12 protein-coding genes are annotated in these 13,088 nt (G+C 37.0%); 6 read left to right on the top strand and 6 right to left on the bottom strand.

Features of this window, described 5'->3' with window-relative positions; genetic code table 11:
* Positions 1-19 precede the first annotated feature (19 nt).
* Together IGJ53_RS00125 and citG are read left to right on the top strand one after the other, a co-directional pair.
* Positions 20-715 carry a GntR family transcriptional regulator gene (locus tag IGJ53_RS00125; protein ID WP_259741626.1) on the top strand — a complete coding sequence of 232 codons (696 nt, stop codon included), beginning with the start codon at positions 20-22 and terminating at the stop codon, positions 713-715.
* Positions 708-1,595 (top strand): triphosphoribosyl-dephospho-CoA synthase CitG, encoded by an 888-nt coding sequence (gene citG, locus IGJ53_RS00120; protein ID WP_259741627.1) that lies wholly within the window; start codon positions 708-710, stop codon positions 1,593-1,595. Before IGJ53_RS00125 ends, citG begins: the two co-directional genes overlap by 8 nt.
* On the opposite strand, the gene IGJ53_RS00115 is transcribed toward citG, so the two are convergent.
* Positions 1,544-2,278 (bottom strand): response regulator transcription factor, encoded by a 735-nt coding sequence (locus IGJ53_RS00115; RefSeq protein ID WP_259741628.1) that lies wholly within the window; start codon positions 2,276-2,278, stop codon positions 1,544-1,546. The genes citG and IGJ53_RS00115 overlap by 52 nt on opposite strands.
* Positions 2,279-2,332: 54 nt before the next feature.
* On the opposite strand from IGJ53_RS00115, the gene IGJ53_RS00110 reads away from it, so the two are divergent.
* Positions 2,333-4,084 (top strand): sensor histidine kinase, encoded by a 1,752-nt coding sequence (locus IGJ53_RS00110; protein WP_438749288.1) that lies wholly within the window; start codon positions 2,333-2,335, stop codon positions 4,082-4,084.
* 909 nt (positions 4,085-4,993) lie between these two features.
* On the opposite strand, the gene IGJ53_RS00105 is transcribed toward IGJ53_RS00110, so the two are convergent.
* Positions 4,994-5,131 (bottom strand): hypothetical protein, encoded by a 138-nt coding sequence (locus tag IGJ53_RS00105; RefSeq protein WP_002320647.1) that lies wholly within the window; start codon positions 5,129-5,131, stop codon positions 4,994-4,996.
* A 94-nt stretch (positions 5,132-5,225) separates the two neighbouring features.
* Positions 5,226-5,804, bottom strand: coding sequence for a TMEM175 family protein (locus tag IGJ53_RS00100; RefSeq protein WP_010731698.1), 579 nt, complete (start codon positions 5,802-5,804; stop codon positions 5,226-5,228).
* A 168-nt stretch (positions 5,805-5,972) separates the two neighbouring features.
* Between IGJ53_RS00100 and IGJ53_RS00095 the strand changes: the two genes are divergently transcribed.
* Positions 5,973-6,170, top strand: a complete 198-nt coding sequence (locus tag IGJ53_RS00095) for a hypothetical protein (protein ID WP_002309889.1) — start codon at positions 5,973-5,975, stop codon at positions 6,168-6,170.
* A gap of 101 nt (positions 6,171-6,271) precedes the next feature.
* Here IGJ53_RS00095 and IGJ53_RS00090 read toward each other — a convergent pair whose 3' ends face one another.
* Positions 6,272-7,090, bottom strand: coding sequence for a ZIP family metal transporter (locus IGJ53_RS00090; RefSeq protein WP_002292643.1), 819 nt, complete (start codon positions 7,088-7,090; stop codon positions 6,272-6,274).
* A gap of 164 nt (positions 7,091-7,254) precedes the next feature.
* Here IGJ53_RS00090 and spxB point away from each other — a divergent pair, with 164 nt between their 5' ends.
* On the top strand, positions 7,255-8,985 hold the full coding sequence (gene spxB / locus IGJ53_RS00085) for a pyruvate oxidase (protein WP_259741631.1): 1,731 nt from the start codon (positions 7,255-7,257) through the stop codon (positions 8,983-8,985).
* 429 nt (positions 8,986-9,414) lie between these two features.
* On the opposite strand, the gene IGJ53_RS00080 is transcribed toward spxB, so the two are convergent.
* Positions 9,415-9,936: an HdeD family acid-resistance protein gene (locus IGJ53_RS00080; protein WP_002309892.1), complete on the bottom strand. Its 522-nt coding sequence runs from the start codon at positions 9,934-9,936 to the stop codon at positions 9,415-9,417.
* A gap of 249 nt (positions 9,937-10,185) precedes the next feature.
* Between IGJ53_RS00080 and IGJ53_RS00075 the strand changes: the two genes are divergently transcribed.
* Positions 10,186-11,808 (top strand): ABC-F family ATP-binding cassette domain-containing protein, encoded by a 1,623-nt coding sequence (locus IGJ53_RS00075; protein ID WP_010731695.1) that lies wholly within the window; start codon positions 10,186-10,188, stop codon positions 11,806-11,808.
* 120 nt (positions 11,809-11,928) lie between these two features.
* Here the strand turns inward: IGJ53_RS00075 and IGJ53_RS00070 are convergent, their stop codons facing one another.
* Positions 11,929-12,792, bottom strand: coding sequence for a DegV family protein (locus IGJ53_RS00070; protein ID WP_002316532.1), 864 nt, complete (start codon positions 12,790-12,792; stop codon positions 11,929-11,931).
* Between the last annotated feature and the right edge of the window lie 296 nt (positions 12,793-13,088).

Below are 13,088 nucleotides of genomic sequence, written 5' to 3'. Positions count from 1 at the left end.
GTCAGAAAGGAGTTGGCAAATGAGCTCGATTATTGATGCAGTCAAAAAAAATCTTGATTTTTCACAAAATAAGACCTTGAAAATCTTACTTTACGAAGCGTTTCGAAAAACGATTATTTTAGGAGAAATTCCTGCTGGTACGCGAATCAACGAAAAAGAATTTTCTGAGATCTTGAATATCAGCCGTACCCCGATCCGTTATGCGCTAAAGCAATTAACTACAGAAAAATTAGTCACATATGTTCCTAAAATCGGTGTCGTAGTAAAAGGAATAAGTACGAAAGATGCTCATGAAATCTATGATATTCGAAAATCGCTTGATACACTCGCCGCAATTAAAGCTATGGATCAAATGACAACTGACGATTTTAAAAAAATGAAAGCGCTGTTGATATATGGGGAGAAATTAAATAGAGAAGATCGAGTAGATGAATTACTACAAAATTTCTCCGATTTCAATGCATTTATTTATGAAAAGAGCCAAATGCTTCGGCTAAAAGGAATTGTATTAGAATTGCAATCTTACCTTGTCTACTTTCGTGATATTGCCATTCGTTCCTCTAAACGTAGAAATACAGCCTTGGAGGAACATTGGCTTATCTATCGAGGGATGAAAACAAAAAACAAAGAGCAACTCACTTTATTGACCCATGAACATTTAGATCACTCGCTAAAATTCATTCTAGAAGAAATGGAGCGGCAAAAAATTGACTAATCCTTTATTAAAGACCATCAGTAGTTATGCAGAAAAGGCTTTGCTATACGAAGTCTCACTTACTCCAAAACCCGGACTGGTCGATCGCTACTCGAATGGTGCTCATCACGATATGGATTTTTATACTTTTCTCGACAGTATCGTCAGTTTAGCCCCCTTTTTTTATCAATATGCAGAGGCTGGTTATAATCATAAAGGAGATGTTCCTTTACTTTTTGAACAGTTACGAAAGATTGGAAAAAAAGCAGAAAAAGCAATGCTACACGCAACAAATGGTGTAAATACACATAAGGGTGCTAATTTCTCTTTTGCGATTCTTCTAGGTGCTACAGGTCTATATATCAAAAAAGGTGCTACCCTTCCCTTTACAAAGAAAGATACTGAGTCTGTCCTTCAAATAGCAAAGCAGATCGTCTCCGGAATAGTAGAAAAAGATTTTCAGCACCTCTCATGTAAAGATAAAGAATCCTTGACTTATGGAGAAAAACTTTATCTCGAACACGGCATTACCGGAATCCGAGGCGAAGCAGCAAGCGGTTTCCCTACACTAAATAAGCTGTTAGATTTTTTACGGCAGCATACGCAAAACAACCAAGAGATAAAATACTTATATGCATTGATTTTTTTGATGAGCGAGACACAAGACAGCAATTTGCTCCATCGTGGCGGCTTTGAAGCTTTAAAGCAAGTACAAGCTGAAAGCAGCTATCTGTTCAGAAAAAATTTATCAGCGCAAGCATTCATCCATGAACTGACAATTTATGACCTCCATTTGACCAAACGGCATTTAAGCCCCGGCGGTTCTGCTGATCTACTTGCTTTAAGTATTTATTTTTCATTTTTAGAACATTCCTTGTCTCCATCAGGCAGGAATGTATAGCCGATTCCCCAAATCGTTTTTAAATACTTTGCGTTTTTGGGGTCGGTTTCGATTTTATTTCTTAAATGATTGATAAAAACCATAATCGTATTGGCATCAAAATGATCATCATTCCAAACACTGCGATAAATTTGTTCTTTGGAAAAGACCTGATCTGGATTTTCCATGAAAAAACGAATCAACTGAAGTTCTTTAGATGATAATTGAATCAGAAAATCTTTTTTAAACAATTGATAACGTATTGGGTCAAATCGAAAATCTCCGGTTTTGATTTCTCCTTTTACAGGATGGGCAGACTGGTTGCGAATCGCTTTGTTACGATCTAAAGCTGCTGTCACTTGTGCGCGTAAAAGATCTAAAGAAAAAGGCTTAGTCAAATATTGATCTGCTCCTACTTCTAAACCGGTAATCATCGCCTCTTCGCTTTTCTTACCACTTAGAAACAGTAACGGAACGGCTGGATCTTCTTCTCGAATCAATTGCGCTAAATGATACCCGTCGTTTTCATAATCAAGGCTGATATCAAGTAAAAAAAGATCAAATGTCACACGTGACATGATTTCAATCGTCTTTTCTACTGAGTCGCTTTGATAAACTAAAATGCCTGTAGATTGCAGAGACTTCCAAATCAGTTTTCGAATCGCCGGCTCATCGTCTACAACTAAAATTTTTTCATTTCGCACAAAAACTCCTCCTCTATTTTTATTTGATAGATTAGCAACAGAAAGGAACGAACAATGAAAAAACCTACAAACAAAGGTCTCTATGCTCCCATCGCACTGATCCTGCTGCTGACGATCAGCGGAATTATTTTTACACTTGCCAGTTTTCATACTTCACAAGAAAAAGCTGTAAAATCTGCAGAAGTGCAATTAGCTCAAATCAATCATTCTGCTATTGAATTGATCAAAGAAAAGATTTTTTCTTATCAATGCTTACTGGACAAGTACAGCGGACAAATGAAAAACGAGGAACTTGCTTCTGATGTCTCTATATCTAAAAATCAAAAAGCTGCAATCGGTATTTTCCTTTTCTCTTCTAATGGTCAATTTATTCACCAATATAAATTTCAGAGTGCCTTTACTGATATACCAAAAACCCTAACAGCCGATCCTTTATTTTCAACAGCTTTGTCAGAGAATACTATTGGAAATGGTGAGGTGTATTTCCATCAACATCATGCTTACATAAATTTATACCAGCAAGTTTCTCTCGCCTCTAAAAAACAAGTTTTACTCGTCATGCCGCTTGATTTACAGCAGATTTATCAGACCAATATTTCAAAAGATTCTGCAGTCATCGGCTATACAATGGTCAAAAATGCAGAAATGAAGATCATCATGCATCCTTCTCAGGAACAGATTGGCTTAACAGTGGTAGATGATCGAAAAGAAAAATTCCCAACTTTTGATTTTGCTAGTTTGGAGCAGCTAGAAAAAGAACAACTGAAACATAAAAAAGGCAGCCTGACCTACTATTCATACTGGTGGACAAAAAAACATCCTAAACAAGTGATGAAGATTTCTTCCTATGAGTGGTTTACAGTTGGTAACACTCGACTTATCGCTGCTAGCAATGAAGATTATTACGAAAGAAATGGGTTGCTCCTACAGGATAACCTGATTACACTAGGATTGTTAATGTTCTTGCTAGTCATTGTTTTTTTGTTAACTGTTTCCATCCGCTATTATGTAAAACGAAATGAAACTTACTTAGAGAATATTCGTCTGCAAGAACGACAACTGCTTTTACAAGAAAAATATGAGCTGGAAAAAAGTATCCTTCAAGAATCCAAATTAGAGACAATCGGTTTATTGACTACCACGATCGTTCATGACATGAACAACTTCTTGACACCCATGATCGGTAACTTACAGCTTTTGATAGAAGAACGCCAAGAAGATGAACAATTAACTGAAGATTTAAAAGAAATCTATCAATCCGCAGAAAAAGGACTGCAACTTTCTACCAATGTCTTGCGCTTTTCAAAAGTACATTTAGGGGAACGGTCATTCCATCAAGTATCAGAAACGGTTCAAGAAGCGATACAAACGATTCGTATTTTACTTCCTAAGACAATCATTCTAGATACTGATCTTTCCGCTAATGGAAGTAGCAGATTTGAAAAAGAAGATCTGCAAATCGTCCTCTATAATTTGATAATGAACGCTTATCAAGCAAAAAACGATGCCCATATACACATCACATCCAAAAAATGCGCGGAACTTCCTAAATGCATGACAGATATCCCCGTTTTGCAACAAGGAAAAAATTGGGTCTTTATCAAAATAGCAGATAATGGACCTGGTATTCCAGAAGAAATCCGAGATAAGATATTCACTCCGTTTTTTACAACGAAAACTACAGCTGAAGGAACTGGGCTCGGACTATTTATTGTTGCCTCTCTCGTTCGAAAAAATGATTGGCTTCTTCGAGTCAAAAGCAACAAAGAGGGTACGATTTTCCATTTAGCAATCCCTATTCAATAAAATAGTATCAACACACTCATGTGACTGGAGTAGAATGCTTGCTCCAGCTTTTCATATGTTTAAGGGAACATTGCCTGCTATTTTATAAAGAAACTCTTAGATAGGCTTATTCCTCCTTTTAAGTGTATCATTAAAGCGCTATCACAAAAAGTACAGAAATATATATTTTGTTTACTTCCCCTTTTTATTCGTTAAATTGGTTAGGTTTGCTCTTTTTCCTTGAAAAATAAGTATTATCATAACTTCTTCATAATTTAAGTACGCATTTGAATCAAAAATGATTATTTTTTTAGCTTACATGCTTTAAATCTTAGCATTTTCCTATTCAATACTTAAATCAATTAAGAAATCTTCGTTCTTCTTTATACCCCGTATAGGTATATTAATTTGTTGCAAAAAGCTTGTTCTATAAATAATTTTTCTTCTTTTCTATCATTTTTCTCTCTTATGAAGGTATCTTTTTCCTTGATTTCTGCCAGTAGATTTTACCTGATCCTACTTTTTGAAGGCATTTCAAAGGAAAAAGCAGCAGTTTTTAGAAGTAGTAGAGAAATCAAAATAAGTGTATCGTTATTTTTTAACTATAAAATAACGCTTAAAATATAGCTAGTTCGTTATTTTTCACTCTTTCAAATTTACTTTTTTAAAACCATCTGAACTCTCGTTAATATTTATTCATTTCTAATGTATATCCCCTGTCAAAAGAAATCTATCTGTCTCCTTTAACTAGTCTATTGTTTTTTTAGCTATCATAAAGTTATCCACTGTGGAAAAACTAATGTTTTATATTTCAATATACTTTTCTAAAAATAAAAATTTTCCACAAATAAAAACATGTTTACAACAGAATCATACTGCTGTAAACATGTTTTTATTAAATAGATAGAATGTTAGCTTACATAAAGATGTTTATTTTTTTATTGCTGCGAATAATGTCAAAAATACCGTGACACTAACTACTGTCCAAGTCAAATGACCTTGATCCAAATAAATAAGCATCGTGACAAAACTAGTAATCAGTCCTACATGAAGTCTTTTTTGATCCATCTGCATCCCTCTTTGAATACTAGTATCACTCGGATATTTGATCGTTTGATTATTTTTTCTATATTTTTCTCTTAATTTTTAAACACGGATCATTTTACCGATATTGTGATTCAATGGTACGGCTTGGGATGATCCAAGCAGCCAGAATCACGATGTTTGCAATCAGCACGGCTACTGGCGCTACTAAATAGCCTAAGACAATTCCTAAGACATTCAAGCCAATCGATAAATACGATTTCTTGTAATCATTCAGCATCGCCTTCAATGCTTTCTCGTGGCCCTTATTTGCTTTGACAAGTTCTTTTGCCAAGATATAATACGCAATGTTAGCGGTCAAGGTAACAAAACCATAAGTCATTTCTGGAGCCAGACTATTGATGTACTCACTGATCCATGAAGTGGCAAATGGAAAAAGTGAAAGCGCAAAAATAAAGAAACTGTTCGCCCATAAGACCCGTCCATTTATCTTATGTACAACTTGAAATAAATGATGATGATTGTTCCAATAAATCGCTAAGATGATGAAACTGACAATATAGATAAAAAATCGGTAACCTAATGCAGCGAGCGCCTCCCACGTATCTCCGTTAGGTTCATGAAGTTCTAAAACTAAAATAGTCATGATAATGGCGATTACAGCATCTGTAAATGCTTCAAGACGATTTTTAGGCATGATATTCTCCTCCTTTTCCGCTCTATTTTAGATGATAAACAAGGGAAAAAGCAATTGTTTGATCATTTAAGCAGATGAAGTAAAAATCAGTCTGCAGTTGGAGGTGTTTTTAGAGAATCCCTGTTATACTTTTTCTATAGTAAAGAATGAACAAGAGGAGGGTTTTGTATGCGTCAAAAAAATATGTTCTTAAATATCTTCATGGTTCTTTTAGTGTTGATTGCCGCTAGCTTTGTCATCAGTCTTTTTGTTAGTGTCGTAAGCGGCCTTTTATGGTTTGCGGTCAAAGTTTTGATTCCGATTGCACTTATCATCTGGCTCGTTCGCTGGATCAAAGGCAATACACATAGAAAAAACTATTATTAATGAATCACATCATCACTCTATTATGATATAACATACTTAAAAATAGGGTCGCGATATAAGTTCGCGGCCCTATTTGATATATCATATATGGATTTTCAGAATTATCCTAATGCCACATCCAAGATCATCATAATGATAAATCCGCTCATGACACCAAAAACTGCAAAATGACGCTTGCTAGACAATGTCTGCTGTGCTTCGGGAATCAATTCTTCCACCACGACATAAATCATCGCTCCTGCAGCAAAAGCAAGTGCATAAGGAAGCAGCAGTTCCACTTTCGTTACTAGTAGTGCGCCAATCACCCCAGCGATTGGTTCAACGATTCCAGAAGCTTGTCCGTAAACAAAGGCTTTTTTACGGCTCAGACCTTCTTGTCGCAATGGGATTGATACAGCTGCTCCTTCTGGGAAGTTTTGGATACCAATACCTAGCGCCACCGAAACAGCGGCTAATATAGCGGCTGTCGGATTATCCGCAGTTGCTGCTGCACCGAATGCTACCCCCACGGCTAAACCTTCAGGAACATTATGCAATGTAATAGAAAAAACAAGCAAGATTGTCCGCTTTAAATGGGTAGGCAATCCTTCTGCTTCATGTTGCGGTCCAAAATGCATATGGGGCAGTGTTTTATCTGCCATATATAAAAACACCCCACCTAAACCAAATCCAATACTTACAACTAGCCAAGCAATATCTCCATTTTCTTCTGCTTTTGTAATCGCTGGATCGAGCAAGGACCAAAAACTTGCAGCAATCATGACACCAGAAGCAAATCCTAACATCAAATTTAGCACTTCTTTTTTGATTTCTTTAAAGAAAAAAACCAATCCGGCACCAAGAGCTGTCATAAAATAAGTAAAAGCTGTCCCAGCAAGTGCTTGCTGCCAAGGATCAAGCCTCAATAGCCATTCAACCATGCCATTCCCCTCTCTTGAATCTATTTATGTACTACTCTAGCATATTCCCAAAAACATGACTACATTTTTGTGAAAAGACGAATTAGTTGGGATTTTCGATAAAAAGTTCTATACTCTAGATACCAAAAATTTACGGATCATCATTGCTAAAGGAGTGAAACACCATGTCAAAAATCAATGCAGGAGTCGCAATGGTAAAAGTTCTTGAAAGCTGGGGCATCGACCATATTTATGGCATTCCCGGAGGATCTTTCAATTCGATTATGGATGCGCTATATCACGAAAAAAGCGAAATCAAATATATTCAAGTCCGTCATGAAGAAGTCGGTGCACTAGCAGCAGCCGCAGATGCAAAATTAACCGGGAAAGTCGGCGCTGTCTTCGGCTCTGCAGGACCTGGTGCGACACATTTGATCAATGGTTTGTATGATGCACAGATGGACCATGTGCCTCTAGTAGCGTTCTTAGGACAAGTTGCTTCTACATCCATGAACTATAACTCTTTCCAAGAATTAAATGAAAATCCTATTTTCGCAGATGTCAGCGTATACAATCGTACAGTCATGACGCCCCAAAGTCTTCCACATGTCGTAGATGAAGCCATTAAAGCCGCCTATGAGCATAAAGGTGTGGCTATCGTGACTATTCCTGTTGATCTTGGATTTGAAGAAATTGATGAACAACCTTTCTCTACTGCTCATACTCACAAAACAAGTGTGATATTACCAGAAGAAAAAGATTTGCTGGCTGCTTTGCCTTATCTTGAAAAAGCAAAAAAACCAGTTCTTTATGTTGGTCAAGGAACGCGAAACGGATTTCCGCAAATCAAAGAATTCTCAGAACATTTTTCAGTTCCTATTGTCGCTTCCGTTCTAGCAAAAGGAATTATTCCTGATGATTATGAAAACTTTCTTGGTTTTGCTGGACGTGTCGCTACTAAACCCGGAAATGAAGCATTGGCAGAAGCCGATCTGATCTTATTTGTCGGTAGCGACTTCCCATTTGGACGTGCATTTTTTAATCCAACTGCTGAATTTATCCAAATCGATATTGATGCGTCAAAATTCGGACGGCGCCATGAAACATCGCTGTCGATTCTCGGTGATGCAAACACGGCTTTGCAAAGACTGGTCGAATTAGGTGATGCTCGTCCTGCTGATAGCTGGTACCTAGCAAATCAGGAAAATAAAGAAAAATGGGTAAATTGGTTGAAATCTTTTGAAGATCGTGAGGAAGAACCGATTCGACCAGAGGCTGTTTATAAAGAAATCAATCGGATTGCTGAAGACGATGCGATTTTCGTCACAGATGTCGGTAACACGACTATCCATTCTATTCGCTTATTAAATATGAACGGTAAACAAAAACATACGACATCTGGATGGTTCGCAACTATGGGTAATGGTGTGCCTGGAGGAATTGCCGCACAACTAAGCTACCCAGAAAAACAAGTATTTACCTTAAGTGGTGATGGCGGATTTGCTATGGTCATGCAAGATATCATTACACAAGTCAAATATCAGCTTCCAATTATCAATGTTGTTTTTTCTAATGATTCTTTTGGTTTCATCGAAGCAGAACAAGAAGATACAGAACAAAAGAAATTCGGTGTATTTTTAGAAGGTGCAGATTTCGGTAAAGTTGGAGAAGCCCTCGGTGCAAAAAGCTTTACAGTCACAGAATACTCGCAACTTCGGTTTGCCTTTGATGCAGCCGCAAAATCAGACCGTCCTGTAGTGATCGATGTGAAAATCAATAACAAGCGCCCATTGCCAGTAGAAGATCTTCATTTAGATTCAAGAAAATATTCTGAAGAAGAAATCCAAGCATTCAAAGAAAAATATGAAGTCCATGATTTGCCAGTATTGAATGAATTATATGAAAAGAGGTTGTGACAACTGCGCTATGCTTCGAGTATTAAGAACGATGGACAGAAAATAGTTCCTCATATTTTCTAGGACAGCGATCTTATTACCGAGAAGCAGCAGGTGGAGCACCGTTTACCAGAGGTTGTGAAAAAGCTGCCCTGCATCAAGTAATAAGAACAGCCAAACAAAAATAGCTCCTCATATTTTTCGTTTGGTTGGGCTTATTACCGCAGATGCAAGCTTTTGAACACCGTGTATCAAGAGGTTATGACAACTGTGCTATGTTTCAAGTATTAAGATAAAATTTGTGCATATTGCTTCTCACATTTTTGCATAAATTTGTCTCGACACCTAAAGATTACCTCATGCATATTTGCCCATGATAAAAAAGCCAGCTACCAATTGCAACAGTAAAACTGTTACCGGAAGCTGGCTTTTTTATTTGTTTGTTTTCACTTATCTAAACGCATAGACGATATGTGTGATGCCGAATAACATAAAATAGAACCCAACTAAAAAGCTTAATGTCAACGCAGAAGAAATTGGATTAAACAATAAGAAAATTCCTAATAAAATTCCTAAAATATTGACGATGATCGTAAACCAATAATATCCTTCACTTACTCCTCTTGCCAAGTCAGCAGTAAATAACGCTAAAACTGAATCAGCAATAAACCATACTGCAAAAACAAAAGGTAATGCTGCGACTCCGGCACCAATATTGAATAAGAAAAAGACGCCAACTAGAATATCGATGATCCCGATTATTAAGGGCATTTTTCCTTTATATCCTGTTAGCTCTTTTAATCTGTTACGTACAAACAGTTCAAATATCCCTTTAATAAAGGCAAAAATCGCAAAGACTACTACAATTGCAACTAAATTTCCGACAGGGTCTTGAAATGATAACAATGAGACAAGTACAAATAAAATTCCCAAAATCAATGAGCCCCAGTCGATGGTTCTTTTTTCATCCATTTTCAATCCTTCTTTCATTTCTTTTACAGTTTTATAGTACTCCCTCTTATAAATAACGTCAAAAATTATGCTGTTGCAAACCAAAAAATCCGATAGCAGCTATTTTTACTCCTATTTTATGTTTATTTTCTTCATTCTGTTTCACGTGAAACACAAAGAATGTTCGATTGCCTTGAATCTTTTACCTTTCCCCTATATAATTCTATAAGACTTGTCAAAAACTAATAATGATAAAAGTGAGGAAAAAAATTGATTACTGTAAATGATGTGAGTTTGCACTTTTCAGACCGCAAACTATTTGATGATGTGAATATTAAATTTACCCCCGGAAACTGCTATGGCTTGATTGGTGCAAATGGTGCAGGTAAATCAACGTTCCTTAAAGTGTTATCAGGGGATCTGCAGCCTTCCACAGGTTCCGTTACTATGGGACCAGATGAACGGATGGCCGTATTGAAACAGAACCATTACGACTATGAAGACTATACTGTACTTGAAACAGTCATCATGGGACACAAGCGTCTGTATGAAGTGATGAAAGAAAAAGATGCGATTTACATGAAAGAAGATTTCACTGACGAAGATGGTATTCGAGCAGCTGAATTAGAAGGAGAATTTGCTGAACTTAATGGATGGGAAGCAGAACCAGAAGCAGCTGTTTTACTGCAAGGTCTGAACATCCCTGAAGAATTGCACCATCAGCAAATGAGTGAATTGACTGGCGGACAAAAGGTAAAAGTGTTGTTAGCACAAACACTATTTGGTAAACCTGACGTTCTTTTACTAGACGAACCAACAAACGGTCTGGATATCCAATCGATCAATTGGTTGGAAGAATTTTTGATCAATTTCGAAAATACTGTGATTGTTGTCTCCCATGACCGTCACTTTTTGAACAAAGTATGTACACATATGGCGGATCTGGATTTTGGTAAAATCAAACTTTATGTAGGAAATTATGATTTTTGGTTGGAATCTAGTCAATTAGCGGCTAAACTCCAAGCGAATGCAAATGCCAAAAAAGAAGAACAAATCAAAGAGCTCCAAGAATTCATTGCTCGCTTTAGTGCGAATGCATCAAAATCAAAACAAGCAACTTCACGTAAAAAAATGCTTGAAAAAATTACTTTGGACGATATCCAGCCTTCTTCTAGACGTTACCCATTCGTTGGATTCAAACCTGAACGTGAGATCGGAAACGACTTATTGCAGGTAGAAAATGTAAGTGTAACAATTGATGGAAAGAAAATCTTAGATGATATATCTTTTAATTTAAGTAAAGAAGACAAAGTTGCTTTTGTCGCAGAAAATGATATAACAACAACGACGCTATTCAAAGTTATTATGGGTGAACTTACACCAGATACTGGAACAGTACGTTGGGGAGTAACAACAAGTCATTCTTATTTACCAAAGGATACAACGAAAGAATTCGACACGAATCTAACGATTTTAGACTGGTTGCGCCAATATGCAAGTAAAGAAGAAGATGACAACACCTTCTTAAGAAGTTTCTTAGGAAGAATGCTGTTTTCTGGTGAAGAAGTATTGAAACCAGTGAATGTTTTATCTGGTGGAGAGAAAGTCCGTTGTATGCTCTCAAAAATGATGCTTTCGAAAGCTAACGTACTTGTATTAGACGATCCAACGAACCATTTAGACTTAGAATCAATCACCGCATTGAATGATGGCTTGATGGCATTTACTGGCTCAATCCTGTTTGCCTCTCATGACCATCAATTTATCCAAACATTGGCAAACCGTATCATTGCTGTTTCAGATAAAGGTGTGATTGATCGGGCTGATACGACATATGATGAATTCTTGGAAAACACAGATATTCAAAAACAATTGAACGAGTTATGGGCGTAATGGCCTATTTAGCTTAAAAAACAGCGACCTCTAAGAGATAGGATGCTCATCTATCTTTTAAGAGTCGCTATTTTTGTTACATTCAAATCCTGGGCTTTTTTACAGAATGAGTTACTGCTTTTATCGACTGATTCCCATCGAAAAAATCGCGATACAGCCATAGCCTGTGTGACTGGCGATCGTTGGTCCTAAGGGATAAAGCTTCACATCTTTCATCTTTATCTGCTCTTCCAAAAGCCGTTTTGCCTTCTCCGCGCTCTCTAGATCCCCAGCGTAAGCCACATAAACGATTTGATCAAGTGGCGCAACGATTGTTTTTACCGTCTCATTGACGATTGTCTGGATCGACTTGTTCCTTCCGCGAACTTTGTCAACATTCGTCAGCCTTCCTTCTTTATCTACCGTAATAATAGGCTTTACACTCAATAGACTGCCCAGAGTAGCACTTGCTTTGGAAATCCTACCGCCTCGTTCTAGATACTTCAAATCGTCTACAGTTACCCATGAATGGACTTTCAAATAATTTTTTTCCAGCCACTCTAAGGTTTCTTCGATACTTTTCCCTTCTTTTTTCAATCTTGCAGCTTCCAATACTAAAAGCCCTTCCCCGATACTTGCAGCTTTTGTATCAAAAACATAGATCTCAGGGTCTTCATATTCTTCCTTCAGTAATTCAACAGCTTGAAGCGCACTGCTGTAAGAGCCGCTTAATCCACTGGAAAAAGCCACATATAAGACAGGAATCTGTTTTTCCGCATAAGAACGGAAAAATTCTAAATATCGGCCAACATTGATTTGTGATGTCGTAGGCATCGCACCATTTTTCAGCTGATTCATGTAGCGGTCATAATTGAATGTCTTTCCGAGATCATCTACTAACTCTTGATCATTCAATTGGAGATTCATTGATAAAAAATCAATTTTTTCTTCTGCTAATACATGGTATGGCAGATCACAACAAGAATCTGTTACAATTTGATACACATTTTTCAACCCCTTCTCGTTACATTTTACCCTTATCGTCTATTATAGCAAATCTCTTGCGCTAGACACACTTTAACCGGTTTATTTTCGCAAGTTCTAATCAAAATAAGAGGTTGTGACAGAAGTGATCAGCTTCAAGAAATAAAAAGGAATTTACGAAAACTGCTTCTCAAATTTTTGTGAAATTTCGGCTTATTTCCGTAGAAGCTACTTCTGGAACACCGTGTAGGAGGTTGTGAAAAAGCTGCTCTGCATCAAGCAGTAAGAACAATCAGATAAAAATAGCACTCCATATT

This window comes from Enterococcus sp. DIV1283b, from assembly GCF_051710965.1.
GTDB lineage: Bacteria > Bacillota > Bacilli > Lactobacillales > Enterococcaceae > Enterococcus_B > Enterococcus_B lactis.
The sequence above is the reverse complement of the archived record's forward strand: the minus strand, read 5'-3'. Positions and strand labels throughout refer to the sequence as shown.

Coding starts and splice junctions, on each gene's coding strand:
- spxB (WP_259741631.1), top strand. CDS start 7,255: ATGTCAAAAATCAATGCAGGAGTCGCAATGGTAAAAGTTCTTGAAAGC.
- IGJ53_RS00100 (WP_010731698.1), bottom strand. CDS start 5,804: ATGCCTAAAAATCGTCTTGAAGCATTTACAGATGCTGTAATCGCCATT.
- IGJ53_RS00110 (WP_438749288.1), top strand. CDS start 2,333: ATGAAAAAACCTACAAACAAAGGTCTCTATGCTCCCATCGCACTGATC.
- IGJ53_RS00095 (WP_002309889.1), top strand. CDS start 5,973: ATGCGTCAAAAAAATATGTTCTTAAATATCTTCATGGTTCTTTTAGTG.
- IGJ53_RS00105 (WP_002320647.1), bottom strand. CDS start 5,131: ATGGATCAAAAAAGACTTCATGTAGGACTGATTACTAGTTTTGTCACG.
- IGJ53_RS00125 (WP_259741626.1), top strand. CDS start 20: ATGAGCTCGATTATTGATGCAGTCAAAAAAAATCTTGATTTTTCACAA.
- IGJ53_RS00090 (WP_002292643.1), bottom strand. CDS start 7,090: ATGGTTGAATGGCTATTGAGGCTTGATCCTTGGCAGCAAGCACTTGCT.
- IGJ53_RS00080 (WP_002309892.1), bottom strand. CDS start 9,936: ATGGATGAAAAAAGAACCATCGACTGGGGCTCATTGATTTTGGGAATT.